The 25715-nt window shown below is 67.0% G+C and carries 32 protein-coding genes and 1 pseudogene; 28 read left to right on the top strand and 5 right to left on the bottom strand.

Features of this window, described 5'->3' with window-relative positions:
• From FJZ36_03135 to FJZ36_03035, 21 genes and pseudogenes are all read left to right on the top strand, one after another.
• Complete coding sequence (locus tag FJZ36_03135; GenBank protein MBM3213892.1) at positions 1-888, top strand: dihydrodipicolinate synthase family protein; 888 nt, start codon at positions 1-3, stop codon at positions 886-888.
• Between the two features lie 331 nt (positions 889-1219).
• Complete coding sequence (locus tag FJZ36_03130; GenBank protein ID MBM3213891.1) at positions 1220-1666, top strand: Rrf2 family transcriptional regulator; 447 nt, start codon at positions 1220-1222, stop codon at positions 1664-1666.
• Between the two features lie 15 nt (positions 1667-1681).
• Complete coding sequence (gene cysK / locus FJZ36_03125) at positions 1682-2614, top strand: cysteine synthase A (protein MBM3213890.1); 933 nt, start codon at positions 1682-1684, stop codon at positions 2612-2614.
• Entirely contained in the window at positions 2496-3467 is a 972-nt protein-coding gene (locus tag FJZ36_03120; GenBank protein MBM3213889.1) for a phosphoadenylyl-sulfate reductase, read from the top strand. Before cysK ends, FJZ36_03120 begins: the two co-directional genes overlap by 119 nt.
• Positions 3468-3485: 18 nt before the next feature.
• On the top strand, positions 3486-4010 hold the full coding sequence (cysC, locus tag FJZ36_03115) for an adenylyl-sulfate kinase (GenBank protein MBM3213888.1): 525 nt from the start codon (positions 3486-3488) through the stop codon (positions 4008-4010).
• Positions 4011-4059: 49 nt separating this feature from the next.
• Positions 4060-4329 (top strand): annotated as a pseudogene (locus FJZ36_03110) (hypothetical protein).
• A gap of 82 nt (positions 4330-4411) precedes the next feature.
• Complete coding sequence (locus FJZ36_03105) at positions 4412-4702, top strand: MoaD/ThiS family protein (GenBank protein MBM3213887.1); 291 nt, start codon at positions 4412-4414, stop codon at positions 4700-4702.
• Position 4703: 1 nt separating this feature from the next.
• A complete protein-coding gene (gene moeB / locus FJZ36_03100; GenBank protein ID MBM3213886.1) occupies positions 4704-5510 on the top strand; it encodes a molybdopterin-synthase adenylyltransferase MoeB in 807 nt (268 codons plus the stop codon).
• Positions 5494-5838, top strand: a complete 345-nt coding sequence (locus FJZ36_03095) for a DsrE family protein (protein MBM3213885.1) — start codon at positions 5494-5496, stop codon at positions 5836-5838. Before moeB ends, FJZ36_03095 begins: the two co-directional genes overlap by 17 nt.
• A gap of 30 nt (positions 5839-5868) precedes the next feature.
• On the top strand, positions 5869-6912 hold the full coding sequence (locus FJZ36_03090) for a Gfo/Idh/MocA family oxidoreductase (GenBank protein ID MBM3213884.1): 1044 nt from the start codon (positions 5869-5871) through the stop codon (positions 6910-6912).
• Positions 6896-7264 (top strand): DsrE family protein, encoded by a 369-nt coding sequence (locus FJZ36_03085; protein MBM3213883.1) that lies wholly within the window; start codon positions 6896-6898, stop codon positions 7262-7264. The genes FJZ36_03090 and FJZ36_03085 overlap by 17 nt, the downstream gene beginning before the upstream one ends.
• Positions 7258-7521 (top strand): hypothetical protein, encoded by a 264-nt coding sequence (locus tag FJZ36_03080; protein ID MBM3213882.1) that lies wholly within the window; start codon positions 7258-7260, stop codon positions 7519-7521. The genes FJZ36_03085 and FJZ36_03080 overlap by 7 nt, the downstream gene beginning before the upstream one ends.
• 9 nt (positions 7522-7530) lie before the next feature.
• Positions 7531-8472 (top strand): cysteine synthase family protein, encoded by a 942-nt coding sequence (locus tag FJZ36_03075; protein ID MBM3213881.1) that lies wholly within the window; start codon positions 7531-7533, stop codon positions 8470-8472.
• Positions 8473-8478: 6 nt separating this feature from the next.
• Positions 8479-8943, top strand: a complete 465-nt coding sequence (locus FJZ36_03070; protein MBM3213880.1) for a M67 family metallopeptidase — start codon at positions 8479-8481, stop codon at positions 8941-8943.
• The gene (locus tag FJZ36_03065) at positions 8943-9182 is read left to right on the top strand and encodes a sulfurtransferase TusA family protein (GenBank protein ID MBM3213879.1); all 240 of its coding nucleotides are present in this window, start codon (positions 8943-8945) and stop codon (positions 9180-9182) included. The genes FJZ36_03070 and FJZ36_03065 overlap by 1 nt, the downstream gene beginning before the upstream one ends.
• Before the next feature lie 19 nt (positions 9183-9201).
• The gene (locus FJZ36_03060; protein ID MBM3213878.1) at positions 9202-9534 is read left to right on the top strand and encodes an L-rhamnose mutarotase; all 333 of its coding nucleotides are present in this window, start codon (positions 9202-9204) and stop codon (positions 9532-9534) included.
• A gap of 3 nt (positions 9535-9537) precedes the next feature.
• Positions 9538-10533 carry a hypothetical protein gene (locus FJZ36_03055; protein MBM3213877.1) on the top strand — a complete coding sequence of 332 codons (996 nt, stop codon included), beginning with the start codon at positions 9538-9540 and terminating at the stop codon, positions 10531-10533.
• A 185-nt stretch (positions 10534-10718) separates the two neighbouring features.
• A complete protein-coding gene (locus FJZ36_03050; GenBank protein ID MBM3213876.1) occupies positions 10719-11348 on the top strand; it encodes a winged helix-turn-helix transcriptional regulator in 630 nt (209 codons plus the stop codon).
• Positions 11349-11428: 80 nt separating this feature from the next.
• A complete protein-coding gene (locus FJZ36_03045) occupies positions 11429-12445 on the top strand; it encodes a Gfo/Idh/MocA family oxidoreductase (protein ID MBM3213875.1) in 1017 nt (338 codons plus the stop codon).
• Entirely contained in the window at positions 12438-13211 is a 774-nt protein-coding gene (locus tag FJZ36_03040) for a DUF1445 domain-containing protein (GenBank protein MBM3213874.1), read from the top strand. Before FJZ36_03045 ends, FJZ36_03040 begins: the two co-directional genes overlap by 8 nt.
• A gap of 59 nt (positions 13212-13270) precedes the next feature.
• Positions 13271-14110, top strand: coding sequence for a DUF4960 domain-containing protein (locus FJZ36_03035; protein MBM3213873.1), 840 nt, complete (start codon positions 13271-13273; stop codon positions 14108-14110).
• On the opposite strand, the gene FJZ36_03030 is transcribed toward FJZ36_03035, so the two are convergent.
• On the bottom strand, positions 14107-17616 hold the full coding sequence (locus FJZ36_03030) for a hypothetical protein (GenBank protein ID MBM3213872.1): 3510 nt from the start codon (positions 17614-17616) through the stop codon (positions 14107-14109). The genes FJZ36_03035 and FJZ36_03030 overlap by 4 nt on opposite strands.
• Between FJZ36_03030 and FJZ36_03025 the strand changes: the two genes are divergently transcribed.
• Genes FJZ36_03025 through FJZ36_03005 form a run of 5 tightly spaced genes read left to right on the top strand, consistent with a single transcriptional unit; the run spans position 17309 to position 21137 of the window.
• Positions 17309-18463, top strand: a complete 1155-nt coding sequence (locus FJZ36_03025) for a phytanoyl-CoA dioxygenase family protein (protein ID MBM3213871.1) — start codon at positions 17309-17311, stop codon at positions 18461-18463. The two genes, FJZ36_03030 and FJZ36_03025, sit on opposite strands and share 308 nt — an antisense overlap.
• Positions 18456-20207, top strand: coding sequence for a hypothetical protein (locus tag FJZ36_03020; protein ID MBM3213870.1), 1752 nt, complete (start codon positions 18456-18458; stop codon positions 20205-20207). The genes FJZ36_03025 and FJZ36_03020 overlap by 8 nt, the downstream gene beginning before the upstream one ends.
• A gap of 11 nt (positions 20208-20218) precedes the next feature.
• Positions 20219-20647 (top strand): fucose isomerase, encoded by a 429-nt coding sequence (locus tag FJZ36_03015; protein ID MBM3213869.1) that lies wholly within the window; start codon positions 20219-20221, stop codon positions 20645-20647.
• A gap of 21 nt (positions 20648-20668) precedes the next feature.
• On the top strand, positions 20669-20881 hold the full coding sequence (locus FJZ36_03010; GenBank protein MBM3213868.1) for a hypothetical protein: 213 nt from the start codon (positions 20669-20671) through the stop codon (positions 20879-20881).
• Positions 20882-20885: 4 nt separating this feature from the next.
• The gene (locus tag FJZ36_03005) at positions 20886-21137 is read left to right on the top strand and encodes a hypothetical protein (GenBank protein ID MBM3213867.1); all 252 of its coding nucleotides are present in this window, start codon (positions 20886-20888) and stop codon (positions 21135-21137) included.
• An 8-nt stretch (positions 21138-21145) separates the two neighbouring features.
• Here the strand turns inward: FJZ36_03005 and FJZ36_03000 are convergent, their stop codons facing one another.
• Genes FJZ36_03000 through FJZ36_02985 form a run of 4 tightly spaced genes read right to left on the bottom strand, consistent with a single transcriptional unit; the run spans position 21146 to position 23736 of the window.
• Positions 21146-21823: a hypothetical protein gene (locus tag FJZ36_03000; GenBank protein ID MBM3213866.1), complete on the bottom strand. Its 678-nt coding sequence runs from the start codon at positions 21821-21823 to the stop codon at positions 21146-21148.
• Between the two features lie 6 nt (positions 21824-21829).
• Positions 21830-22189 carry a hypothetical protein gene (locus FJZ36_02995; GenBank protein MBM3213865.1) on the bottom strand — a complete coding sequence of 120 codons (360 nt, stop codon included), beginning with the start codon at positions 22187-22189 and terminating at the stop codon, positions 21830-21832.
• Positions 22186-22935: a 23S rRNA (guanosine(2251)-2'-O)-methyltransferase RlmB gene (gene rlmB / locus FJZ36_02990; protein MBM3213864.1), complete on the bottom strand. Its 750-nt coding sequence runs from the start codon at positions 22933-22935 to the stop codon at positions 22186-22188. The genes FJZ36_02995 and rlmB overlap by 4 nt, the downstream gene beginning before the upstream one ends.
• 6 nt (positions 22936-22941) lie before the next feature.
• Positions 22942-23736 (bottom strand): CPBP family intramembrane metalloprotease, encoded by a 795-nt coding sequence (locus tag FJZ36_02985; protein ID MBM3213863.1) that lies wholly within the window; start codon positions 23734-23736, stop codon positions 22942-22944.
• A gap of 55 nt (positions 23737-23791) precedes the next feature.
• On the opposite strand from FJZ36_02985, the gene FJZ36_02980 reads away from it, so the two are divergent.
• Together FJZ36_02980 and FJZ36_02975 are read left to right on the top strand one after the other, a co-directional pair.
• Positions 23792-24682, top strand: coding sequence for a carbon-nitrogen hydrolase (locus tag FJZ36_02980; GenBank protein ID MBM3213862.1), 891 nt, complete (start codon positions 23792-23794; stop codon positions 24680-24682).
• On the top strand, positions 24679-25704 hold the full coding sequence (locus FJZ36_02975) for an agmatine deiminase family protein (GenBank protein ID MBM3213861.1): 1026 nt from the start codon (positions 24679-24681) through the stop codon (positions 25702-25704). Before FJZ36_02980 ends, FJZ36_02975 begins: the two co-directional genes overlap by 4 nt.
• Positions 25705-25715 lie beyond the last annotated feature (11 nt).

Genomic DNA, 25715 nt, shown 5'->3' with positions numbered 1-25715 from the left:
ATGGCGGAACGCTTTGCAGGCGCGTGGCCCGTTCTGTTGACGCCGTTCGCGGCTGACGGCTCCATCGACCTGGGAGCCTACCGAACGATGCTGGAGTGGTACATCGCGCGAGGGGTCGGGGGGTTCTACGCGAACTGCTCGTCGAGCGAGATGTTCGTGCTCGAGAACAACGAGCGCTTGAGCTTGGCGCGGGGAGCCGTCGAAGCGTCGGCGGGGCGCGTTCCCGTCACGGCAACGGGCAACTTCGGGGAGACGCTGGCGGAGCAGATCGCCTTCTGCCGCCAGATGGGGGACACCGGCGTCGACGCGGTCGTGATCCGGGTTCCAGATCACGAGACGACGGACGAGGAGCTCCGTACGCACTTCCTCGCGTTTGCCGATACGCTCGACTGCCCGTTGGGAGTCTACGAGTGCCCGTCGCCGGTGCGTCGGCTTCTGCCGGCGTCGCTGACGCGCGAGCTCGCGCAGACGGGCAGATTCCTCGCGTTCAAGGAGACATCCTGCGACCCCGCCAAGACGGCGGCTCAGGCGGAAGCCGCGCGTGGCACGCCACTGGGCATCTTTCAGGCGAACACGCCGTTCCTGCCGGAGGCGATGGCGGACGGGTGCGCAGGAACCATGAGCCTTGCGGCGAACGTCGATCCCGAAGACGCCGCGGCGGTCACGGCTTCCGGCGGAACGGACGCTTCGGCGCACGCGCGGCTCTGCCAGTTCGATTTCCTGACGCGGCTGGGGCATCCGCTCGTGTCCAAGGAGATTCTGGCTGCCCGAGGCGTGCCGATCTCCGCGACGACGCGCGTGCTGCGAGGGGAGCTCTCGCCAGAGTTCCGCAGGGGACTGCGCCGAGCCGTCGAGGGCATCGTGGAACGCGGGATCGCGCCGGCTTAGCGACCCATGGCGATGGGTGTGCGTTGCCAGCCCTCTCGGGCCCGCATCCCGACTTTCTCCTGCAAACTGTCGCGCGCTCAGGGCCCGTGTGGGAGAAGGTCAGGACGAGGGGCAAGGCTGCACTCCGTGTCGGCAGACCGCTCAGCTCCGCCTCCTTTCCGCTTCAGGGAGGATGGGGCTAGAGCGCTAACGCAAACCCGACCAATAAGATCGTGATTGGGCAACTCCTACCGAAGTACTTGACAAGAACGCTCACTTATTGCTAGAATATAGCCAGAATCTTGACCGTATCGGTCGGCAATCCGTTGGTTCTAGGTCGTCGGACGCTGCGATGCGGATCTCATCGAAGGCTCGGTACGCGCTCCTGGCGATGTGCGAGCTCGCCTCGCAGCCGGGCGAAACCCTGTCCGTCGCCGCTCTGGCGGAGCGTCAGAACATCCCGCACACCTTCTTGGAACAGCTCCTCCTGCGGCTCAAGCGCGCCGGGCTCACGACCAGTCGGCGAGGACCCGACGGCGGCTACACCCTCGCCGAGAACGCCGACCGCATCCGCATCGGGGACATCTACACCGCGATCGAGGGACCCATCGACCTGCGCGCCGACTCGCGCGAAGCCGGCTGCGCGGACACCGAGCGAGCGGCGGAGAGCGTGTGGCAGGAGCTCGAAGACGCTGTGCTCGAACGGCTCAACGGCATCACGCTCCAAGACGTGGCGGATCGGTCGGCGCAGACGACTCAGGAACCCGTCGTGGCGCACAACTTCACCTTCTCGATCTAGTTCCGGGAGCCGTCCGTGACGCGCAGCGCTATTGCGAACGTGCTGGGATTGATCGGGAGCACCCCGCTGGTGCGACTGAACAGCCTCCCAGAGCGCGGATGTGCGGAGATACTTGCGAAGCTCGAATCACACAATCCCGGCGGGAGCATCAAGGACCGCATCGCGCTGTCGATGGTGATCGACGCGGAGCAGCGCGGGGCGATCCGTCCGGGAGCCACCATCGTCGAGCCGACCGCTGGGAACACGGGGTTGGGGCTCGCCATCGTCGCGCAGTCACGGGGCTATCGGGCGATCCTGACGATGCCCGAGAACGTGAGTGTCGAGAAGCGGACGCTCCTGACGACCTTCGGGGCAGAGATCGTGCTGACGCCCGAATCGGACGGCATGGCGGGTTCCATCTGGGAGGCGGAGGAGATTCTTCGCCGGACGAAGAACGCGTTCATGCCGAACCAGTTTCGGAACCCGGCGAATCCGGCGATCCATCGACAGACGACGGGTAGAGAGATCCTCGAGGCGACGCAGGGGCAGATCGACACCTTCGTGACGGGCGTCGGGACCGGCGGCACGCTGACGGGCGTCGGGCAGGCGCTGCGGGAGCACATCCTCGGTGTGAAGATCGTCGCCGTCGAACCGGCGGCGTCGGCGATCCTGTCGGGCGGCAGACCGGGTCCGACGCGGATCGACGGCTTGGGCGCGGGGTTCGTGCCCGAGGTGCTCGACGCGAGTCTGATCGACGAGGTCATCGCGGTGGGCGAGCAGGACGCCTACGACACGATGTGCGCGATCAGCCGGTCGGAAGGTCTGCTGGTCGGGATGAGCGCGGGAGCCAATGTCTTTGCCTCGCTTCGGGTGGCGGAGCGTCTGGGGCCCAAGAAACGGGTCGTCACCGTGTTGTGCGACACGGGAGAGCGCTACTTCAGCTTGGCGAAGCATTTCGAGAAGTCGTAGCGCGGCGGCAGAGAAAGAGGTCAACCGCCGGAGGGTTTTCCGGCACGTGCGGAACGCGTGTGCGCGAACGAGGAAGAGGTCAACCATGGCAGGGCAGCTCGCGCCATCAGGCGCTGCTGACGATTTCGACAGGATCGCGGGTTTCGCGCAGCAGTTCGCCGGCGCGGATCCGTCGGACGTGCTCCGGTGGGCGCGCTCGCGCTATGCGCCGGAGCTCGCCATCGTGTCCAACTACGGTCCGGGAACGCTCGTGGCGATCCACCTGATGGCGGAGATCGACGCCACGGTACCCGTGATCCATCTGAACACCGGCTTCGAGTTCCCGGAGACGGAGGCGGTCGGTGAGCGGCTTCGCGAGCGCTACGGAGTAGAGATCATCGAGGTCGTTCCTGAGTTGACGGTCGACCAGCAGGCGGAGAAGTATGGTCGCGACCTGTTCCGCACGGACGCCGACTTCTGCTGCCACATGCGGAAGGTCGAACCCCTGGCGAACGCGCTGTCGGGCTATCGCGCGTGGGTCACAGGCATCCGGCGAACCCAATCGGAGACGCGACAGGACGCCCGGATCGTCGAGTGGGACCTGCGGCACGACATGGTGAAGGTCAACCCGCTCGCCGAGTGGAGCCGGGACGACGTGTGGGCGTTCATCCGCAAGCACGGCATCCCGTACAATGAGCTGCACGACCGAGGCTACGCGAGCATCGGGTGCACACACTGCACGCGTCCCGTCACGGAAGGCGAGGACGAGCGCTCCGGTCGATGGAGCGGCACGGCAAAGAGGGAATGCGGCATCCATATGGCGCACTTCGCGCCGACGTCGCGCGCGCAGGTTCGGCAACGGCACACCGCATAGAGGGGACGTGGGTCGGACATGGGTAAAGGCTTCACGGTCTGGTTCACAGGACTGTCCGGCGCAGGCAAGACGACGATCTCGAACCGCCTCGAAGCGCTCATCCGGGAACGCGGGCGAAACGTCGAGATTCTCGACGGCGATGTCGTCCGAACCCACCTGAGCAAAGGTCTGGGGTTCAGCAAGGAAGACCGCGACGAGAACATCAAGCGGATCGCGTTCGTCTGCAAGCTCCTCACGCGCAACGGCGCGGCGACCCTCGCGGCCGCGATCTCGCCCTACCGCGAGGTGCGCGACTACGCGCGGGCGGAGATCGGCAACTTCGTCGAGGTGTACGTCCGGTGCCCGCTGGAGGTGTGCATCGAGCGGGACGTGAAGGGGCTCTACAAGAAGGCGCTCGCGGGCGAGATCCCGCAGTTCACCGGCGTTTCCGACCCCTACGAAGAGCCGCTGAACCCCGAAGTCATCTGCGACACGGATACAGAGACGGTCGAGGCATCGGCGAAGAAGATCATCGCCAAACTGGACGAGCTCGGGTACCTGTAGTCGCGGCATCCGACGCGGCTGCGATACGCCCGCTAGCTTGACGCCGACGATGAGCCGCCAGCAGCATCGCTTTCACGGAGACGCGCGACGGTTCGAAATCCTGGCGGCGTTCATCGCCGACCGGTAGGGGACTTCCGTGCGCTACATCGCCGGCGGACGCGGGATGCTCTCCCGCTTGCTGAACAAGCGGCACAACGACGCTGCCGAAGTCGTCGATCCGCGCGGCTGGGTGCTCCGGGGCGTTCGGCACGAGCGCGTCGTGCTGGATTTCCGGGGACCCAAGAACGTCGGTATCGTCTCGGAACCACCGAGCGCGTGACGTTTTCCGTGAGCGCGGAGCGATCCGTCCGATATAATGCGCTGGAACGCGGCTCTCGTGTCAGCTTAGGAGGACGATCCTCGTGGCTCTGGTTCGCATCCCGACTCCGCTTCGACGACTGACCGCCGGACAGGCGGAAGTGACCGCCGACGGCGATACCATCGCCGCCATCATCGACGATCTCGAATCGAAGCACGCCGGCATCAAGGCGCGCATCTGCGACGACAGCGGCGCGATCCGCCGGTTCGTCAACATCTACCTGAACAACGAGGACGTCCGGTTCCTCAAGGGAGCCGAGACCCCCGTCGCGGCTAACGACGAGGTCTCGATCATTCCCGCGATCGCCGGGGGCTCGATCCCATCGAAGGGATGACATGGCAGGCTTCACCGACGAACAGATCCGGCGGTACAGCCGGCATATCATCCTCAAAGAGGTCGGCGGCAAGGGACAGACGAAGCTGCTGAACTCCAAGGCGCTGCTCATCGGGGCAGGCGGGCTCGGCTCTCCGGCGGCGCTCTATCTCGCGGCGGCGGGCGTCGGCACGCTGGGCATCGTCGATCACGACCGGGTCGACATGAGCAACCTCCAGCGGCAGGTCCTCCATTCGATGGCGGACGTCGGCAGGCTCAAGGTTGAGTCCGCCGCCGAGACGCTCACCGGCATCAATCCCGACGTGAAGGTCGTCCCTTATCCGGAGAAGCTCTCGTCCGAGAACGTCATGGCGATCTTCGGCGACTACGACATCATCGTGGACGGGTGCGACAACTTCCCAACTCGGTATCTCATCAACGACGCCTGCGTGTTCCTGAACAAGCCGAACGTCCACGGGAGCATCTTCCAGTTCGAGGGACAGGTGACCGTGTTCCATCCGGGCGTGGGGCCCTGCTACCGATGCCTCTACCCGGCTCCGCCGCCGCCGGACTTGGCTCCGAGCTGCCAGGAAGCGGGGGTTCTCGGCGTGCTGCCCGGCATCGTCGGGACGACGCAAGCGGTCGAGACGATCAAGGTGTTGCTGGGCATCGGCGAGCCGCTCGTCGGGAAACTCCTGCTCTACAACGCCCTGACGCAGGACTTCCGCAAGCTCAAGCTGAACCGCGACCCGGAATGCCCTGTCTGCGGTGACAACCCGACGGTCACCGAGCTGATCGACTACGAGGAATTCTGTGCCGTCCACTGGTGATGCTGAAGGCGATCACGGCTCGCTTGGCATCCTGCTGACGACGGGCTTCGAACACCAGGACGCCCACACGGTCGTCCGACTGGCGCGCGCCGCTCATGCGCAGGGGCGGCGCGTTCGCGTCTTCCTCATGGCGGACGGAGCCTACCACATCGCCCGCGAGGCGTTCCAGGCACTGGCGCGCGACGGCATCGAAGTCGCCGTCTGCGCCCACAACGCCGAGGAACGCGCCATTCCCGAAGTGACCGGCGTCCCAAACCTCCATTGGGGCAGCCAGTTCGATCTGAGCCTGATGACATCCGAATGCGCCCGGGTCATCGCGTTCAACTGAACGCGCTCAATCACGGCGAAGGACGGACCCATGGCAGCGGTGAAGATCGCGTTGGTCGGCTGCGGCAGCGTGTCGCAGCACTATCTCGCCGATCTGCGGAAGAGCCCGGACGCGCAGGTGGTCGCTGTCTGTGACGAGCGGATCGAGCGCGCCGAGGGACGGGCCCGAGAGTTCGGCGTCCCGGCAGTCTACGGATCGCTGGCAGACCTGCTCGCGGCGGAGCCGTTCGACCTCCTCATCAACACGACCGGCATGCAGACGCACTACCCGCTGAATCGGCTCGCGCTGGAAGCCGGCAGGAACGTCCTCTGCGAGAAGCCCATCGCCTCGACGCTGGCGCAGGGACAGGAACTGCTCGCCCTCGCCAAGCGGAAGGGCGTCCGCATCTGGGGAGCCCCAAACGCCGTCACGAGCCCGCAGTTCCGCTGCCTGGCGGAGCTCCTCGCCAGCGGCGAGATCGGGAAGGTCCACGCCGCGCACGCATGCTACGGGCACTCGGGCCCGTCGTGGGGCCCCTGGTTCTACAGGAAGGGCGGCGGAAGCCTCTACGACCTGGGCGTTTACAGCGTGACAACGCTGACAGGGCTCCTGGGGCCCGCACGAGCCATCGTCGCGCTTGCAGGAACGGCAATCCCGGAGCGCGAGATCGAGGGCGAGCGCGTGCAGGTCGAAGCCGACGACAACACGATGCTGCTCATCGACCACGGGGATGCCGTCTACTCGCACATCCAGACGGGATTCGTCTACCGCCGTCACCGTGAGGACCGTACCATCGAGCTGATCGGAACGCGCGGCGCGGCGAACCTGCTCGGATGGGACTGGGCTCCGAAGGGCGTCGAGGTGTGGTCGGATGAGCACCCGGAGTGGCAGACGCGGTGTCCGGACGCCGGCAGCTACACGTGGCAGCACGGGGCATCCTACCTGGCAGCGTGTCTTGTGTCAGGGTCGGAGCCGCTGATGACCGGCGAGCACGCCGTCCATGTGCTCGACGTGATGAACTCGGCGCTGGAATCCGCCGCGACGGGTCGGCGGGTCGAGGTTCGCTCGTCGTTCCGACATCCGCTCTTCGCCTGAGAGGGTGCGCGTGTCACGCGTGACGGTCATCATTCGTAGCGCGCCTCTGAGAAGCCGCCGCACGGCAGAAGCCCTGCGGATGAGCCTGGGACAGTCGCTGTCTGAGAACGAGGTGGACGTGGTCCTGGCTGGCGATGCCGTCTATGCGCTGGGGCAGGTGGAACCGGAACGGATCGACGGCGGCGACATCGCGCGCCCGATGGAGACCCTCCCCCTTCTCGGATGCGGCGTCTACGCCGAGGCGGAATCGGTGGAAGAACGCGGCGTGCGAGTTCCGCGCGATGTTCAGGTTCTGACCCGCACCGAGATTGCGGAACGAATCCTCGACAGCGATTGCGTCATCCCATGGTGAGCTACGACGTGCTCCATCTGGTCCGGCGCTTAGACGAGTCCTACGGCATGGCAATCATCGCCGAACAGGCACAGAAGGCGAAGGTCGCGGTCGTCTATCTGCAGGACGCTGTCTTTCGTCCCAGTGAGACGAGCGCCGATCGGTTCGCTCTCGACGAGGACTGCCAGGCGCGCGGCGTCTCGCCCGACCTGCCGCGTCTGTCCTACAATGAGCTCATCGATCTCGTCTTCGCGAGCAGGCGCGTCGTGTGCTGGTGAGAAGGTGACATGAAGCCCTGCGGAGTCCATGCAGACAGCCGCGTTCCCGACGAAGGTATCCTGACGCACATCGGCAACACGCCGCTGCTGCGTCTGCGCCGGATTCCACGCGATTTGGGGCGTCCCAACGTCGAGCTGTTCGCCAAGGCGGAGTGGTTCAACCCCGGCGGATCGGTCAAGGATCGTGCCGCGCTGCGGATGATCGAGGACGCGGAACGCTCCGGCGCGCTGACGCCCGACAAGGTGGTTCTCGACTCGACGTCAGGCAACACGGGAATCGCCTACGCGCTCATCTGCGCGGTCAAGGGCTACCGATGCGAGCTCGTCATGCCGGGCAACGTGAGCCAAGAGCGGCTTCGCACCGTCCGGGCGTATGGCGCGAGCGTCACGTTCTCCGACCCGCTGGAAGGCTCCGATGGAGCGCTTCTGCTGGCTCGGTCGATCTACGAGACGTCGCCCGACAAGTACTACCTGCCGTGCCAGTACGACAACGACTCGAACTGGCGAGCGCACTACGACACGACGGGCGTCGAAATCCTCAAGCAGACGAACGGGCGCGTGACTCATCTGCTCGCAGGCGTTGGCACGAGCGGAACCGTCATGGGAACCGGTCGGCGGCTGAAGGAGTGCAACGACCAGGTCCGCGTCTACGCCGTCGAGCCGGACAGCGGGTTCCACGGTCTCGAAGGGCTCAAGCACATCGAGACGGCAATCGTGCCGGGCATCTACGACCCGTCGGTGCTTGACGGAACCATCCACGTGGGGACGGAAGAGGCATACGACATGTCGCGCCGTCTCGCCGCCGAGGAGGGGATTCTCGTCGGGAAGTCGGCGGGCGCGGTGATGGTCGGGGCGATGCGGCTCGCCGGTGAGTTGGATTCCGGCGTGGTCGTGTGCGTGTTCGCCGACGGCGGGTCGCGCTATCTGAGCTCCGCCCTGTTCGAGGAATAACGCGCTGTGGAGGTTCCCGCCCAAGTCTGGCAGGCGATCGTCGCCCACGCCGAGCGTGACTACCCCGAGGAATGCTGCGGCGTCTTACTGTCGGCGGGCGGATCGATGATCGTCCGCGAGTGCCGAAACGTCCAGAACGCGCTGCACGCCGCCGATCCAGCCGCCCATCCGCGCGACGCCCGCACGGCGTACTCGGTCGATCCGCTGGAGCTGCTCGAAATCACGCGGGAAGCCGACCGAGGCGGCGCAGCGATCGCGGGATTCTACCACTCCCACCCGGATCACGAGGCATACTTCTCCGAGGAGGACCGCGCCCGCGCGGTCATCGATGGCTGGGACGAGCCAATCTATCCCGACGCGACGTACATCGTCGTGTCGGTGCGGAACGGACGGGCTGCGGGAGCCCAAGGGTTCCGCTGGGACGATGCGGCGCGTCAGCACGTCGAATGCGCTATCGTGGAGAAGAGTTGATGACCGAAACGCGCGTCGATCAGGAGCTCGACCTCAAGGGCGAGATCTGTCCGTACACGTTCGTGAAGTCCAAGCTGGCGATGGAGAACCTGGCGGCGGGTCAGGTGCTCCGCGTGCTGTTCGACCACGAGCCGGCGGTCCGGAACGTGTCGCGGAGCATGGAGCACGAGGGTCATACGGTTCTCGCCCGCGGAGCCGTCGGGGAGCGGCTCTGGCAAGTCGTCGTCCGCAAGGCATAGACTCGACGAAGGGTGCGCCATGCCGCGATATGCCTACATGTTGCGGCTTCGAGACGATCCGCAGGCGATCGCGGAGTACCGCGAGCACCATCGCCGCGTGTGGGACGAAGTGGTCGAGGCGCTGCAGGCTGTCGGCATCCAGCGGATGGATATCTACCTGCTGGGTCGAACGCTCGTCATGACAATGGAGGTCGGCGACGACTTCGATCTGGAGGGGTGGGGCGCGGCGTACCTGGCGCATCATCCGCAATGCCGCGAGTGGGACGCCCTGATGCGCACGTATCAGGAGCCCGTTCCCGAAGCTCAGCCGGGCGAATGGTGGGCGCGCATGGAGCCGGTGTTCCAGCTCTGACGAATCGGAAGGAGAGACGCCGTGGCAGCAGTAGTGCCGGATCGGTTCCGCTGGCGGCTTTCCGAGCCGCTGCTGTCGCCGCTGGATCGTCCGGGCGACCCGTGCTTCTCGGTCAAGGACCCGACGGTCGTCTATTCCGGCGGACGCTGGCACGTGTTCTGCACGATTCGGAGCCGCGTCCGATCCCACCAGATCGAGTACATCGCGTTCGACGAGTGGGAGAACGTCTCGCAGGCAGAGCGCCATCTGCTGCGGTGTCGCGAAGGCTACTTCTGCGCGCCGCAGGTGTTCTTCTTCCGACCCCACGAGCAGTGGTACCTCGTCTATCAGGTGGGCGAGCAGGGCAGGAAGCTCGGCTTGCAGCCGGCGTTCTCGACCACGACGACGGTCGGCGATCCCGCCTCGTGGTCTCCGGCGGAGCTCTTCTTCCCGAACGCCGATCCGGAGGGCGTCGAACGCTGGATCGACTTCTGGGTCATCTGCGACGATGACCACGCCTACCTGTTCTTCACGTCGCTCGACGGACGGCTGTGGCGGATGTCCACGCCGCTGCCCGACTTTCCGCGCGGCTTCTCGAACGCGACCTGCGTGCTGACGGACATCCACCCGGAGTGGCGGCTGTTCGAGGCGAGCCACACCTATCGGCTACGCGGTTCGGAAACCTACCTGACCGTCGTAGAGGCGGAGAACCGTCTGCGTGACAACCGCCGGTTCTACCTGTCGTTCCTCGCCAACCGGCTGGACGGCGACTGGGAACCCGTGGCGGCGTCGGTCGCGAACCCCTTCGCCAGCGCGGATAACGTCTCCGCCGACGGCGAACTCTGGGCGGAGCACGTGAGCCACGGCGAGCTGCTTCGCGCCGGAGTCGACGAGCGGTTGGAGGTCGATCCGCAGGGCTTGCGGTTCCTCATCCAGGGCGTGCGAGCGGAGCAGTTCGGCGGCAGACCCTACGGCGAGATCCCCTGGCGGCTGGGCATTCTGAGCGCCGAGATCGGCTGACCTCCTGCGACGGCTCTATCGACACAGCTAAGCAATCCTAACCACCGATTCCGCCGTCAAATAGTGTAGGAATCCGGCACGATCGCTCTGGCGTTATGGAGTTCGCTGGCTATATGTATTTGTGAACACAATCACAATCTGGTGCGGTGAAGGTATCCGGGGGTTCGCGCCAAGGCGGTGTAGCCATGCGATCCATCTTCGATCCGGCAGCGCAGCACAGTGACGTCGACAGCAAGGTCGTCGCCGCTCTCGAACGCCTCTCCGAAGCTTTCCGCATCCTGCTCTGGATGGAGAATCGAGAGACGCGCCTGAGCCCCATCCAGATGCAGTTTCTCGTCCACTGCCTCTATCAGCCTGCCGAGAACCGGACGGTCGGGAGTCTGGCGGAGTACTTCGGTCTGACGCCCGCGACCGTCAGCGACGCCGTGCGGGTGCTCGAAGCAAAGGGCTACGTGGGTCGCCAACAGGATGCCCTCGACCGCCGGGTCGTGCACCTCTACCTGACGGCGGACGGAAGAACCGTCGCTCAGCGCGTCAGCGGTTGGGCGGAGCCGATGCGCAAGGCGCTGGCGGACATCTCGCAGGATCAGAAGTTGGTCGCGATGGAAGTGCTGATGGGCATGATCGCGAACCTCTTCCATTCCGGCGTGATCAGCGTCGCCAACATGTGCCTGCTGTGCGCGAACCTCGCGGCGAACGCGTCGGGCGACGAGGACGCGCCCTATTGGTGCAGCCTGCGCGACCAGCCAGTTCACGCGAGCGATCTGCGGCTGAACTGCGCCTCGCATCGTTCCCTCTACGGGGGGTTCGGCTGAGCGCCCGAAGCTCTTCTGCGGCATGCCTTTCTCCGTTAGGATGGGCGTACGGGTTCCCTACCTGAGAAAGGACTGCTGCAATGCGTGAGCTTCGGTTTGGCGTCGTCGGCTGCGGGGGCATGGGCACCCTTCACTGCAGCAACGCGAGCTTTGTGCCCGGGCTCACGACGGTCGCCTACTGCGATGTCGATCTCGCCCGCGCCGAGAAGTTCCTCGCGGCGTACGGCGGCGAGTACGCGACGACCGACATGGCGCGCGTGTTCGGCGACGCGTCGATCGACGGCGTGCTCGTCCAGACGGGCGAAGTGCACCATCCCCGCGTGGTCACAGCGGCGGCGCGCGCCGGGAAGCACATCTTCTGCGAAAAGCCGCTCGCCCGCACACTCGCCGAGGCGCGGGAGGCGGCTCAAGCCGTCGATGCGTCCGGCGTCAAGATGGTCTTCGGCGTCTGTAACCGGCTCGCGCCGATGGTTCGTCGCGCCAAGGGCATCGTTCCGAACCCCCACTACACCTTCTGTCAGTGTTCCGACACGGTGACGGGTCAGGCGGTTCACAACCTCGACCTCGCCGTGAACCTGTTCCACGAAGCGCCGCTGGTGCGCGTCTACGCGCAGGGAGCGCAGGTCTGGAACTACGATCCCCATCTGCCGGTGGACAGCTTCGTCGCGACGCTCACCTTCGCCGACGAGAGCGTCCACTGCTACATCCAGCACGGCGGGAGCCGTAACGGGACGCTCCGCAAGTACAGCTACCAGCTCTTCGGCAAGGATCGCTGCGTGTTCCTCGCAGAGCGGTTCAAGAAGTGCATCGTCCACGATGCGTCCGGGACGGTCACGCAGACGATGAGCTTCGAGGGACCCGACTTCGGCGGGCAGGGCTATCACGACGTTCGGGGCCCCATCGGCTACATGGGACACTATGATGAGATCGCCCATCTCGCCGACTGCATCCGAAACGACGGTCAGACCGAGATGACCGTCCGGCATGGCGTACGGGTTCTCGCGGTCGAGAAGGCGATCCTGGAAAGCTGCGTGTCCGGCGCTCCGGTCGACTTCCCGGCGTTCTGCCGCGCCAACGGGATCGAGGCGTATGCCTGAGCCCTACGCGACGGCGTCGGAAGCGCGACTGGCGATGCGTCGGGGCGAGTGGACGGGTCCCACGACCTACCGGATGCCCGGATGGGTTCAGTGTAACCTGGTCGCTCTGCCGCGCGAGGATGCCTACGACTTCCTCGTCTATTGCCAGCGGAACCGCGACGCCTGCCCGATCGTGGACATCACCGATCCGGGGAGCGTGGAACCCGCCCACGCCGCTCCCGGGGCGGACCTGCGCACGGACCTCGCCCGCTACCGAATCTACCAGAATGGGGAGATGGCAACCGAGCCGACGGACGCTCGCGAATGGTGGCGCGATGACCTGGTCGCCGTCCTCATCGGTTCCAGCCTGACGTTCGACGAACCGCTCCGCCGCGCCGGCGTCGAGCTTTCGCCGGACGTGTGGGTTCTTCGAACGGAGTTGCCGACGCGTCCGGCGGGACGCTTCTCCGGCAGGCTCATCGTGACGCTCCGGTTCCTCCGACCGCGCGACGCGATCATCGCGACGCAGTTGACGGCGCGATTCCCGTGGAACCACGGAGCGCCGCTTCATATCGGCGATCCGTCCGACATCGGCGCGGACGTGGCGGATCCCATCGTCGGCGAACCGATCACCGAGCCGCCCATCGGGAGGACAGGCGTGTTCTGGGCGTGCGGTGTGACGCCCCAGCAGGCGGCGCTCGACGCTCGTCTGCCGCTGATGATCACGCATTGCCCGGGGCACGGCTTCATCACGGACCTGCGCGCCGACGCGATCTGCCAGCCGTAGCGCCCTGTCTTGTGGCGCACGGATCGACGGCTACACTTGTAAGCGCGAGAGTCGAGGCGGTGGAACCGCCCCAAACCGACCCGATGGGAGGAGAGCCCATGCGACGTTCGACCGCGATTCTGTTTGCCATCGGCATCCTGACGATTCCCGTTGCCGCCGCGCAGGCGTACACGCTGGGGCTGGTCCGCGAGGGAGCGGCGCAGCCCAACGCCGAAGCCGCCTACAAGTGGGCTGCGAGCAAGTACGACACGAAGGAGATCGGCCGTCCGAAGGCGAAAGCCGATCTGCTCGGCTACGGCGTCGTGTGGTGGGATGAGAGCCACGCTCCGGCAATCCCTGCGCCGTTCCTCGACAAGGCAACCGTGGATGCCTTCCGAGGCTACGTGCAGGACGGCGGTGGTCTGCTCCTGTCTAACCTGGCGTTCCATTACCTGTTCGAGATGGGCGTCGAGAGTGGCCAGCCCCGCTATTTCGGGCGCAACGACGCCAGCCCGCTCAACTGGACGGACTTCCAAATATCCAAGGGGCAGGACAAGCATCCGGTCTTCAGCGGGCTGAAGATCGAGAACGGGTTGATCCAGTACGACATTCAGGGCTGGACGGACGGATCCGACTTCTATGCTGCTGCCGGACCCACAGGACCCAAGGACGGGAAGACTCTGGCACAGGTCGTCGATGGTCAGCCGCAGACGAACCCGCTCGTCGAGTATTCCGTCGGGAACGGCGCGATCGTGGCTATCGGGTGGGTCTGGTCGTCGTGGGTCGTCAACAAGAAGCTCGATGACGTCAACACGAAGCTCCACGCGAACATCATCGACTACCTGGCGACCAAGTCAGCGTTCGCGGCGGTCGCGCCGCGCGGCAAGCTGGCGACCTCCTGGGCGGAGCTGAAGCGCTAGCGGATCAAGAGCATCCGCTGCACGCTTCGGAGCTCTGCGCCGCCGCGAGACGGAGCGATCCGCACTTCGTACCAGTAGAGCCCGGCGGCGACGGGCTCGCCCTGATCGTTGCGCCCATCCCACGGGATCGCGCGAACGCGGGACGAGTAGTCGCCCGACGGCAGAACCCCCGCGTGAATCGTCCGGACGACGCGCCCATCCGCCGCGTAGACCGTCACATCGACGCGCGATGTCTCCGCGAGCGTAAAGGGAATCCACGTCTCCGGGTTGAAGGGGTTCGGGTAGTTCTGCCCGATCCGCGTCACCACCTGTGACGGTGGTTCGCCCTGTGAGGAGCCTTCCTCGACCGGCTCGACGGCGAGTGGAGCGCCGTCGTCCGTCCGGCGGTAGGTTCGCAGGAGCGTCGCGTCGGCGGTGAGCAAGCGGCTTCCGACGAGCGCGATGCCGCCGACCCAATCGAGTGAACGCACGCGCGCCGTCTCGATCGGCGCGGCAGGGTCCTTCGCATTCCACGCGGCGACGTAGCTCTCGCCTCCGGCAAACACCCATCCCGCCTGCGCCGTCAGAACGCGGAGGTCGAACCCGGCGTCCCATCTGGCGACCGGAACCGGCGCGAGCGGACCCGCCACGTCGTAGACGACGATGTCCGTCCCTGCTCCGACGAACAACCGGTTCCCATCGACTTGCAGGGCGCGGGCGGAACCAGTCGTCGGCAGCGTCCGCACGAGGCGGAGATTCGCCGGATCGCTCGCGTCGAACACGTCCACGCCCGATTCGGTCGCCGCCGCATAGAGCGCCGTTCCCGCCAAAGCGAGCGCTGCGACATGTCCCGAGCTCGACGCGCCGCCCCGCACCTTGAACGTCCCGGCGTCGAGCGACAGCGCCGTGACGCCGATCCCGCCTGCGTAGACCGTCCTCCCGTCGGGCGAGAGCGCGACATCGATGACCGGTCCTGCCAGCGAGAGCGCCGAGACCCGACGTGGACGCGATGGGTCGGCGAGGTCGAAGGCTTCGACGCCGTCGTCCGTCGCGGCGACAGCGATGCCGGTTCCCAACCGCGCAGCGTTCGCTGGGGAGAGCGTCGGCGCATACGCCAGCGGACGCGTTCCGGCGGGAACGGAGACACCGATCACGGCGACTCCTCCGCTCCCGATGGCGGCGGCAACGATGCCCCCCGATGCGCTGAGACGCCGTCCCTCCCCGGACGCCTGCGAAACCCACGTCAGCCGAGGAGCGGACGGGTCCGCCGCGTTCACAGCGGCGAGGCGATCCCCTTCTGCCACGTAGACCCAATCGCCGACCCACACGAGCGACATCGGGTCGCCGTCGAGCGGGATGCGGCTGAGGAACCGCGCGTTCGCCGGATCCCGCGCGTCCCAGAATGAGATACCCTCCGTCTCCGCGACGGCGAGCGTGTTCCCTCGGAGCGCGATTCGTTGCGGCACGCCGACCGTGTCGCCGCGTGTCACGGTCTTCAGAGCGTTTAGGTCGCGCAGATCGATGGAGACGAGCCGGTCGGTGGCAGCCCAGAGCGTATCTCCGGCAGGAGCCATCCCCTGGACACGGAACGCCCCGCGCCCGATCCGCCGCAGAGCGGGGAGACCGTCCAGCGCGAAGACCTGGAGCCCCTGAGAGGCGTCCGACATGAAAAGCCGTCCGTCGCCCACGGCGAGGTCGATCCCACCGGAGCCAAACGAGGTCTGGGCAAGGCGGGGGTTCGCCGCGTCGGTCAGGTCGAACACGCGCAGACCCGTGTCCGAGTTGAGGACGAAGAGCCAGGTGCCGAACGCGGCGAGGCGCGAGGCGTCGCCGGTCGTCGCGCGCGTCGCGAGGCGTTCCAGCGTGTCTCGGGCGTAGACGCCGATTCCAGACCGTCCCTGCGCGACAACGAGGGCGTCGCCGACAAGCAAAACATCCTGGGCGAGTCCGTCGGTGGGAGCGATCGCCCGTAGACGCGGCGAGCCGAGAACCGTCCGGTCGAACGCCGCGATGCCCCACCCCGCCGCCGCCCAGAGCGTGTCTCCCGCCACCGCGACGGAGAGCAGGTCGGCTCCGATGGGCAGGGCGTCGAGGGCGGTCAGACTCCCCGATGCCCCGTCCATCCTCAGGGAACCGGTCGGCGCGAAGCGGTTGGGGTTCGGCGCAACAGGAGTCGGGAACGCCGAAGGCGTGTCGCCGTCTCGGTCGGCTCCCGGGGCGACCTCGTAGGACAGCGCCGCATCGACGGGCGCGGCGAGAATGAGCGTCGCCGATTCCCCGGCGTTCCCCCGGATCGTGTGGACGCCAGTTCCGTTGGGGTCGAGACGCACTTCGCGCGCTTCGCCCGCCGCGGGCCTCCAGACGGTCGCAGCGAAGGGCGCTCCCGCTTCGGCGGTTACACGGACCGACCACGTCTCCGGAAGGTTCGAGAGCTCGACGTAGGCGGCGCTCCACGCACCGAGCCGGGCGGTTCCGCGCGCGGGAAGGCTCTGCCGCCGATCGATGGCGCTGGCAGGCACACGAAAGTCGCGGCGAAGGCTCGTGTATCCGGCGGACGGATGCGCGGCTCGGTCGTTGACAAGATTGGCGAGCGTCCACGAGCGGAGCAGGTCGGCAAGTGCCCGTGCGTTCCCGCTCGCCTGCATCGCCCCGGCGACGGCAGCCATTCCGCGTCCCGGCGCGCGTCCCAGGTTCTGGGCGAAGCTCCTGCCGCCGTACTGATCGACGCAGTAGAGCAGCAGGAGGAAGCTCCCGCCGTACCATGTCTGAAGCGTGTTCCCCGCCGTGAGCGAGAGCGAGGGCTTGGAGAGGTATCCGGTGGCGAAGTCCGAGTGGATGTTGCCGTAGACCGCCCATTCGGCGAGCGTGGCGCGTCCTTCTTCCAGCCAGCGCTCGTCGAGCCGTCCGCCGCGCTGATGCCAGTTGAGGAGGTGCGTGAACTCGTGGGCGACGAGGTTGATGAGCCGGAACCGGTCGTAGTCGCGAAGGGCGAAGACGTCGAGGAAGAGCATCTCGCGGGCGTTGCTGTTGGGCAAGCGAGCGAGCTCATCGACGGGCGAGAAGTAGCCACCGAAGCCCGCCGCGTTCCCGTTGCCCTCGACATCGTGGAGCAGGATCGTCACGCGGGAATCGCCGTCGACGCCCGGCAGCCATTCGGAACCGAACCAGGCTCGGACGGACGGGTAGATAACGCGATCGAACTCGCGCGCCAGGTCGGAGATGGCGGCGTCCGTGGCGACGTCGGCGAATCGGTCGTCCACCCAGACGGAGCAGCGCTCGGCGATGAGGCGGAGCGTCGCGCGGGCGCGGGTCTCCGGGATGTGCGTGAAGAACGTCCACTTGTCGCCGACGGCGGCAGGCGGCGCGGCGTGCGCGAAGGCGGTAGAGAGCCCTGGGGCGTCTGCGAAGCGTTCCGCCAGCGGGAACGTTCCGCACGCGGCATCGGCGGCGGCGGGTCGAGCCCACGCGGCGGCTGCGAGGCACACGATGAGGAGGGTGAGTCCTGCCGCCCCGTACGCTCTCCGCATGTCTCTGGTTCCTCCGAAGCCCGACGTTCACCCGATGCTACGGCGTCGCCCGTCTGGAGTCCAGTCGGGGATGTATGTACAATCCACTCGCCGGGAGGAGGGGACGATGGACGCAGCGACGTGGGATTTCTTCGAACGCAACGGGTACGTGGTTCTGCCGGACGCGCTGAGCGCCGAAGACACGGCGCGCTTCCGCGAGCTCTACGACCGCGACCGGAACGAGTTCGGTTACCTCTGGCGCATGTACTCCCACCACCAAACGATCAACTGCGACGCGCTCGTCTCGACGCCGGAGCTCGACGAAGCGATCCGCCATTCGAAGGTTCTGCCCGCCATCGAAGCCCTCATGGGCGGGCCCGTCTGTTTCTCCGAAATCTGCATCCGGCACATGGCGCGGCACGACGGAACGCTCCGGCGCGGCTGGCATCGCGACCGGCCACATCTCCCGACGCATCCGCTCCGGATGGACTACATCCAACTGATGGTCTACCTGACGGACGTGGACGAGACGACCCACTGCTTCTCCATCTCGCCGGAGAGCATCGACGACCCGGTCCTGTCGACGGAGAAGCAGCTCGAACGCGGAGGAGTCGTCGATATCCACGGGCCCGCCGGAACGTGCGCTCTGTTCAACATCGCCACGCTCCACACGGCGACGGTGCGGAACACGACGGCGGAACGCAAGACGATCCAGGTCTACTACGGGCACCGCGATGGCAAGTACCTCAGCAACGACTCGATCATCCCGCCCGCCTTCTGGCGGAATCACGCCGACCCTGAGGTACGCGCCTTCTACGGGAACCTGAACCCGAAAACGCACCTCTACATGGCGGCGATGCATGGTTAGGTCCCGATCCATCCTGGCGGCGCTGGCTCTCGTCCTCATCGCGACGAGCGGATCGGCTGCCCCGTCCGACGACGCGGAACGAGCCGTCACGTTCCAGACGGCGCGCCTGACCGCCGACAATCCCTTCACGCGCGCCAGCGCTACGGACGAGCTCCGCCGACTGTCGGCGGTCGAAGCGAACCGTGAAGCCCTGCGCGGAGCCGTTGCCGCCCTGAAGCCCTTGCTGCAAGACCCCCAGCCGGTCGTTCGGTGGAACGCAGCCGTCGTCGTCGCTCGCGTCGGCGACGATGCCGCCGCCCAAGCCGCCCACGCCGCGCTCGAACGCGATACGCGCGACGATCTCTACAGCGTGCGTATCGGAGCCGTCGAAGCGCTCGGAGAGCTCGGCACGCCGCGCGCCCACGAGCTCCTGACGACCGTCGCCGAGACGGACGACGACGAGGAAGTGGTCGATGCCGCTCGCACGCAGTTGGGTCCGCCGCCCGGACGTGGCAACGCCTTCGACGCCTTTGGGGGAGCCCCCGAAGGTCCTGACCAGCAAGACAGAGCCGGTGGTTTCTGGATGCTCGGCGCCGGGGACGAAGACTCCGAGAGCCCCGCATCCGCGTTGAGCCGCGCGCGGGACGCCGCCGCACGCGCTCCCGCCCCCGACGCTCTCGCGACGCTCGCCGACGTGAGCCGGTTCCGGGGCGGGTTCGTCACAGACGAGGAGACGGTCTCCCTCCCCGACGCGTTCCGACCCGCCGTCCTGCCGATCATGCGGATGCTTCGGGCAGGTTCGCCGCTGAGCCCGATGGACGCCCGCAACGCCGCATGGGCGCTGGGCGTCAGCGGGTCGCTGCCGATGCTCATCGCCGCGCTGGAGGACCCGCTCGATGCGACGCGCGAAGCCGCCGCCGCCGCGCTGTTGGTCGCTGTGACGGACGTCTCAGGCGTCGGGAGAGCCGACGCAGGAACCGCAGAAGTCGCCGACGCGCTCGTCTTCTCGCTGTCCGACCCGTCGGAGCCGGTGCGCCGGATTGCCGCTCTGACGCTGGGCAAGGTGCGGTCGGAGCGCCACCGCCGCGACCTGCACATGGCTCTGGATGACAAGAGCCCACGGGTCCGAGCCGCCGCCGCGTGGGCACTCGCGCAGATGCCTCCTTCCGACGAGCGGGAAGCCGCGCTGGCGCGTATGCGGCATGAGGAGGCAACGTCGCCTGACGCGATCTTCGCTCTACTGTCACTGGGTCCGCCCGACCTCGTGGAGCTTCTGGCGTCCGCGCTGTCAGGCGGCGACCCAGCCGTGTCGTACGCCGCCGCCGCCGCGCTGGCGGAGATGGGCGCCGACGGCATTCCGGCCCTGCGTGAACTGCCGGACGGGGCTCCGCCGTGGGCTCGTGACGGGGCGCAGCGCGCTTTCGCTTCGATCTTTGGGAACGCGTGGGCGGTTCCCGTCTCCGAGGCTTCGGGCGATGCGGGCGATGGACAAGTGACGGTTCCTGTGCTCGTCATGGCAGGCGGCGGATGGCGGCATCTCTCGCTCGTGCGGATGGAGCGACCGGTTCCCGGAGCGCAGGTACGCGTTTCGGGCGTGGCGTCGCCGTCGGTCACGGACGAGCTCGGCTGGGCGCGCTTGAAGATGCCCGTCGATACGGCGCTGACGGTGCGGGTTGAGGCGAAGGGCTACGTCACCGCCGACGTTTCGGTCGATGCGGCGGCGGGGACTCAAGAACCGATCATCGTGCGCCTCGACGAACGATAGAGGAGTCCAGGATGCTTCGCGGAATACCGTTCGAGCTGTCTCCGGAACTGATGCACATCCTCATGTCGATGGGCCACGGCGATGAGATCGTCATCGCCGATGGGAACTTCCCGGCGGCGTCCAACGCCCGGCGGCTCGTGCGCGCTGACGGGCTCAGCGTTCCGGCGGTGCTGGGAGCCGTCGCGCCGTTCTTCCCGCTGGATGCCTACGCAGACGACCACGCGGTCATCATGCAGACCGGCGGCGAAGTCGCCACGCCGTCCATCTGGGCGGAGTTCGCCCGCATCCTGACTGAGGCGGAGGGCAAGAAGGTCACGCTGACCCCCATCGACCGATTCGCCTTCTATGAACGAGCTCGTCAGGCATTCGCCGTCGTCGCGACGAGCGAGACGGCGATCTACGCGAATATCATCCTCAAGAAGGGCGTCGTGCTGCCGTAGTACCTGCGCAAAGGAGCGCGTATGGAATCCCCCATCCTCGAAGCGACGCGCGACATCGTCGTTGCCTACATCGGGAAGTATCCGACGGGGCAGTCCGCCTATTCGGCGAACATCGAAGCCGCGATGAACCGGATGCGCCAGGACATCCTCGCCTTCACGCGGGACGTGTACGCGACGCTGGAGCGCCTCGAAAGCGGCGCTGAACCGCCCCCACCGCCGGACCCGATGGGCTGACTCTATGCCGGAGCGACGCACGCCGCTGGTTCCCCTGCTGGTCGGCGTGACGAAGCTGCTCCTTCGGCGGGCGATGATCGGCTGGATGCTGCGGGCGTTCGGCGTGGTCGTGCTTTGCCTCGTGCCGCTGGCAGTCGTCAGTTCGTGGGGGTCGCTGGAGCCATCGCACCGGGCGGGCGTTCTGCTGGCTGCCGGGGCGGTCGCGGGGGCGGCGGTCTTCCTGCTGTGGCTGGGGCGTTACCTGCGATCCGGCTGAGCGATCCGTCACTCGCTCGTGCGTTCGACGCGGTAGTGCAGGAAGAGCTCGCCCTCTTCGATGCGCGTCGAGATGAGGCGGAGCCGCGCCGCGCGTTCGAGCGGGAGCCCGTCGCCGCCGATGGGCGTCGGCACATCCCTGCCGCCGACGAGAACCGGGCAGAGCGTCAGGTAGACCTCGTCGATAAGTCCCGCTTCGAGGAACGCCCCGGACGTCTCGCTGCCCCCTTCGAGCAGGATCGACCGGACGCCGTGCCGCTCGGCGAGATAGGCGACGGCTTCGCCCACGTCGTGTACTTCGGCGACTTCCGCGACGGCGGCGAGCGCGTCGCGCGCTTCGCGGCTCGCCTGGGGTCCCACGAAGACGACCGCCGGCGACGTGTGTCCCTGGAACATCCGCGCGGAGGGCGAGACCGTCGCGCGAGCGCTCAGAACGGCGCGGACGGGCGTCTCCGTCTGGTTTCGGCGCAGGCGCGCGGCTCGGATGTCGGCGGGCAGCCGAAAGGGCGGATCGTCGGCGGCGACGGTTCCCGCTCCGAGGATCACGGCGTCGGTCTCGCCGCGCAGGCGTCGCAGGAGCGCCTTGTCGCGGGGCGATGTGAACCGAGGCCCCGCGCCGTCGCTCGTCGATATCTTCCCGTCGACGGTCGATGCGACGACGAGCGTGATGCGGGGTCGATCCGTCACGGGTCGTCAGTCCTCCCAGGCGCAGAAGAGCCGGTCGCCGGCGGCGATCATCGCGCGGAAGAGCGCAACCGGTTCCACCGACCCAACGATGCGGAACGACAGCACTTCGCCCGCCGGTTCCACCAACTGCCTGCCCATGAGGGCTTCGAGCTCACTCAGGTCACGGAGCCTGCGCCGGACTTCGGTTCCGTCGTCGGTCAGCCACGCGTAGCGGACGTCGGTTCCGTCGCGTTGGGCGCGGACACGGACGAACCGCCTGCCATCGACCTCCCAGCGGAGCTCGAACTCGATCGCGTCGGTCGATTCCAGCGCGCCACGGATGCGCCGGTCGAGCTCGGAGAGTCCTGCGGTCGTCGTCTGGCTCACGAGTTCGGTTCCTGTCGCTGGCGCACGGCTTCGTAGAGCAGAATACCCGCCGAGACGGAGGCGTTGAGCGATTCGATCCTGCCGTACATGGGGATGTGGACGAGTGTGTCGCACGCTTCGGCGACGAGTCGGGCGAGCCCTTCGCCCTCGCTCCCGATGACCAGCGCGCACTTCCCGCGGAAGTCGTAGCCCGTGTACGGGATCGCGTTCGGAGCCTCCGTGCTCGTCGCCCCGACAACCCAGTAGCCCGTTTCCTGTAGGCGCTGGATCGACTGGACGATGTTCGCGACGCGGACGACGGGTAGGTATTCCGTGGCTCCGGCGGATGCCTTAGCGACGGCAGGCGTCACGGGCGCTGCGCCGCGCTTGGGCACGACGACGGCGCGGGCTCCTGCCGCCTCCGCCGTACGGATGATGGCTCCGAGATTGTGCGGGTCTTGGATGTGGTCGAGAAGGACAACGAGCGCGTCCGTTGCGGCTGACGTTTCGTCGATGAGGTCGTCGAGCTCGGCGTAGGACGCGCCGCGCACCAGCGCGACGACGCCCTGGTGGTTGCCGCCGTGGGCGAGGCGGTCGATGCGCGAGCGCTCCGCTGATTCGTGGGGCACGCCGGCGGCACTCGCCAGATCGACAAGCTCCTGGGCGGCGGTGTCCTTGGAACCTCGCGCGAGGATCAGCTTGGCGACGCGCTCCGGATGGGCGCGCAGGGCTTCACGCACCGTGTTCCTACCGAAGATCGGTTCCATGCGTTCCTACATGCCGTGACGCAGAACCACCGACACGTCGAGCAGCGCCGCAACGCCCCAATGGAGCAACCAACCGTAAACGAAAGACTCGGAGCGCCACGCGATCCAGCCGAGGAACAGCCCCGCCGGAAGCGACCCGAACGCTTCCGGAAAGGGCTTACCAAAGTGCGCGATGACGAACGGCAGCGTCTGAATCCAGATCGCCGCGGATCCGAAGTCGCGCGCCAAGCCGTTGAGCATCCAGCCGCGGAAGAAGTACTCCCACGCGAGGAAGTAGACGCCGTAGAGCAGCTCGTAGACGATGAGAACGCGGACGTCCTCGCGCGCCAGGGTGCAGAGCGGGTACTTCGCCGCGAAGGACGGTAGACCGCTCACGGCGACCACGACCGCCGCCATGGCGATGAACGCCGGTAAGAGCAGCCATGCCGCGCGCGGATCGCCGATACGAAAGCCCGTCTCGGCTGGGCTTCGCCGGAACCCCGCCCAGGACAGGACGGCTGGCACGACGAACAGCAGAGTCGCCGCGATGCCGTACCACCAGGCGTACGGCAGGAGCTCGTACCATGGAAGGGACGTCCAGGCGCCTGTGAAGCCTCGGAACGTTCGGGGTCTGCCGACGTAGCGCTCGATGGTCAGGAGAGCCGGCGCGGCGGTGAGGACGACGCAGGACTCCGCCGAGAGCGAGCCCCGCAAGTCGCGCAGGAAGCTCGTCGTCGTGTCTCGCAGTCGGCGCACGCGGGAACTCCTCGTCCGGTCGGCGGAAGTGTAGCCGACGCAGTCACGGCGCGCAAAAGGCGGCATGGCTCGTTGGCGTGTGGTATACTCGGAGCCGCTGTCACAGGCGAAAAGGAAGCCGATGTCTCGCCCTATCGAGTTGGACCGAGTCAAGATCGGTCTCGTCCAGACGACGTGCTCGGACGACACCCCGTCGAACCTGAGCCGTACGGTCGCCGCGATCCGACGCGCGGCGGCTCGTGGAGCCCAGATCGTCTGCCTGCAGGAGCTCTTCCGCTCGACCTACTTCTGCCAGACCGAGGACGCGGATCGGTTTGACCTGGCGGAACCGATTCCCGGCGAATCGACGGCACTGCTGGGAGCCCTCGCGGCGGAACTGGGCATCGTGATCGTCGCGTCGCTCTTCGAGGCGCGCGCCGAAGGGCTCTACCACAACACGGCGGTCGTCCTCGACGCGGACGGTTCCATCGCCGGCATCTACCGCAAGATGCACATTCCCGACGACCCCCTCTACTACGAAAAGTACTACTTCACGCCGGGCGACACCGGGTTCCGCGCGTTCGACACGGCGTTCGGTCGGATCGGCGTCCTCGTCTGCTGGGATCAGTGGTTCCCCGAAGCGGCGCGGCTGACGGCGCTCCACGGCGCATCGATCCTGTTCTACCCCACCGCCATCGGCTGGCACGCATTCGAGAAGGACGAGTGGGGCGAGGCACAGCGCAACGCTTGGGAGTCCATCCAGCGTTCCCATGCCATCGCCAACGGAGTCTTCGTCGCGGCGGTCAATCGCGTGGGAATCGAGGGCGGGCTCCAGTTCTGGGGAAACTCCTTCGCGTGCGATCCGTTCGGACGCGTCATCGTTCGCGCCGAGGAGCGCGAGGAGACGCTGATCGCCGAGTGCGACATGGGCTTGCTCCGCGAGATCCGCCGCGCGTGGCCCTTCCTGAGAGATCGTCGGATCGATGCCTACGGCGGCATCATGGAGCGCTATCTGGACGGCAGACGACGATGAGCGCCCGTTACCGGATGCCGGCGGAGTGGGAGCCCCACGCCGCGACGTGGCTCGCCTGGCCCCACAATCCGGAGACGTGGTACCTCGGCGTCGAGCGGGCTGAACGCGCGTTCGTCGAGATGATCCGAGCCCTCGTGACGGGTGAGATCGTCTGTGTGCTGGTGAACGACGAGGCGATGGAGCTCCGGGCGCGGACGTGCCTCCAGCAAGCGGACGTGCCGACAGCGCGAGTCCGGCTCCATCGTATCCCAACGAACGACGCGTGGATCCGCGACTACGGGCCCAACTTCGTCGCCACCCAGGACGGAATCGCGCTGAACGACTGGGGGTTCAACATGTGGGGCGGGAAGTACCCCCCATGGGACCTGGACGACGCCGTGCCTGCGCAGGTGGCGGCGCTGCTCGACATGCCGCGCGTGGAACCGGGGCTCATCCTGGAGGGCGGCTCCATCGACGTGAACGGAACCGGCACGCTCCTGACGACGGAGTCGTGTTTGCTGAACCCGACGCGGAACCCGGGGATGAGCGTGAACGAGATCGAGAACGTGCTGCGCCGCCACCTGGGTGTAACGAACGTCCTATGGCTGGGCGAGGGCATCGTCGGCGACGACACGGACGGACACGTGGACGACATCACGCGGTTCGTCGGTTCCCGCGCGGTCGTGACGGCGGTCGAGGACGATCCATCGGACGAGAACCACGAGCCCCTGGCGGACAATCTGTGCCGCCTGCAGGAACTGAGAGCCGAGGACGGAATGCCTCTGGAAGTGGTTCCGCTGCCGATGCCGGAACCGGTCGAAGTCGAGGGCGTCCGCCTGCCCGCGAGCTACCTGAACTTCTACATCGGGAACGAGTGCGTGCTGCTTCCGGTGTTCGGAGGAGAGAGAGATGCGCTGGCGAGGTCTGCCTGCGCGAGCCTGTTCCCGACGCGCCGGATCGTGCCGATCATGGCGCGCGATCTGGTGCTTGGGCTGGGCGCCTGCCACTGTCTGACCCAGCAGCAGCCGGCGCACCGAGCGTGACGGAGGCGTCA

It is taken from the genome of Candidatus Poribacteria bacterium, assembly GCA_016866785.1.
GTDB lineage: Bacteria > Poribacteria > WGA-4E.
The sequence above is the reverse complement of the archived record's forward strand: the minus strand, read 5'-3'. Positions and strand labels throughout refer to the sequence as shown.

Bases quoted from the DNA above. Each gene is read 5' to 3' on its own strand.
- FJZ36_03065 (MBM3213879.1), top strand. From the start codon at position 8,943: ATGACCGAAACGCGCGTCGATCAGGAGCTCGACCTCAAGGGCGAGATC.
- FJZ36_03120 (MBM3213889.1), top strand. From the start codon at position 2,496: ATGTCTTTGCCTCGCTTCGGGTGGCGGAGCGTCTGGGGCCCAAGAAAC.
- FJZ36_03060 (MBM3213878.1), top strand. From the start codon at position 9,202: ATGCCGCGATATGCCTACATGTTGCGGCTTCGAGACGATCCGCAGGCG.
- FJZ36_03050 (MBM3213876.1), top strand. From the start codon at position 10,719: ATGCGATCCATCTTCGATCCGGCAGCGCAGCACAGTGACGTCGACAGC.
- FJZ36_02975 (MBM3213861.1), top strand. From the start codon at position 24,679: ATGAGCGCCCGTTACCGGATGCCGGCGGAGTGGGAGCCCCACGCCGCG.
- FJZ36_03045 (MBM3213875.1), top strand. From the start codon at position 11,429: ATGCGTGAGCTTCGGTTTGGCGTCGTCGGCTGCGGGGGCATGGGCACC.
- FJZ36_03015 (MBM3213869.1), top strand. From the start codon at position 20,219: ATGCTTCGCGGAATACCGTTCGAGCTGTCTCCGGAACTGATGCACATC.
- FJZ36_03030 (MBM3213872.1), bottom strand. From the start codon at position 17,616: ATGCGGAGAGCGTACGGGGCGGCAGGACTCACCCTCCTCATCGTGTGC.
- FJZ36_03040 (MBM3213874.1), top strand. From the start codon at position 12,438: ATGCCTGAGCCCTACGCGACGGCGTCGGAAGCGCGACTGGCGATGCGT.
- FJZ36_03020 (MBM3213870.1), top strand. From the start codon at position 18,456: ATGGTTAGGTCCCGATCCATCCTGGCGGCGCTGGCTCTCGTCCTCATC.
- FJZ36_03080 (MBM3213882.1), top strand. From the start codon at position 7,258: ATGGTGAGCTACGACGTGCTCCATCTGGTCCGGCGCTTAGACGAGTCC.
- FJZ36_03130 (MBM3213891.1), top strand. From the start codon at position 1,220: ATGCGGATCTCATCGAAGGCTCGGTACGCGCTCCTGGCGATGTGCGAG.
- FJZ36_02980 (MBM3213862.1), top strand. From the start codon at position 23,792: ATGTCTCGCCCTATCGAGTTGGACCGAGTCAAGATCGGTCTCGTCCAG.
- FJZ36_02985 (MBM3213863.1), bottom strand. From the start codon at position 23,736: ATGCCGCCTTTTGCGCGCCGTGACTGCGTCGGCTACACTTCCGCCGAC.
- rlmB (MBM3213864.1), bottom strand. From the start codon at position 22,935: ATGGAACCGATCTTCGGTAGGAACACGGTGCGTGAAGCCCTGCGCGCC.
- moeB (MBM3213886.1), top strand. From the start codon at position 4,704: ATGGCAGGCTTCACCGACGAACAGATCCGGCGGTACAGCCGGCATATC.
- cysC (MBM3213888.1), top strand. From the start codon at position 3,486: ATGGGTAAAGGCTTCACGGTCTGGTTCACAGGACTGTCCGGCGCAGGC.
- FJZ36_03075 (MBM3213881.1), top strand. From the start codon at position 7,531: ATGAAGCCCTGCGGAGTCCATGCAGACAGCCGCGTTCCCGACGAAGGT.
- FJZ36_03135 (MBM3213892.1), top strand. From the start codon at position 1: ATGGCGGAACGCTTTGCAGGCGCGTGGCCCGTTCTGTTGACGCCGTTC.
- FJZ36_03005 (MBM3213867.1), top strand. From the start codon at position 20,886: ATGCCGGAGCGACGCACGCCGCTGGTTCCCCTGCTGGTCGGCGTGACG.
- FJZ36_03090 (MBM3213884.1), top strand. From the start codon at position 5,869: ATGGCAGCGGTGAAGATCGCGTTGGTCGGCTGCGGCAGCGTGTCGCAG.
- FJZ36_03025 (MBM3213871.1), top strand. From the start codon at position 17,309: ATGGCGGCGTCCGTGGCGACGTCGGCGAATCGGTCGTCCACCCAGACG.
- FJZ36_03010 (MBM3213868.1), top strand. From the start codon at position 20,669: ATGGAATCCCCCATCCTCGAAGCGACGCGCGACATCGTCGTTGCCTAC.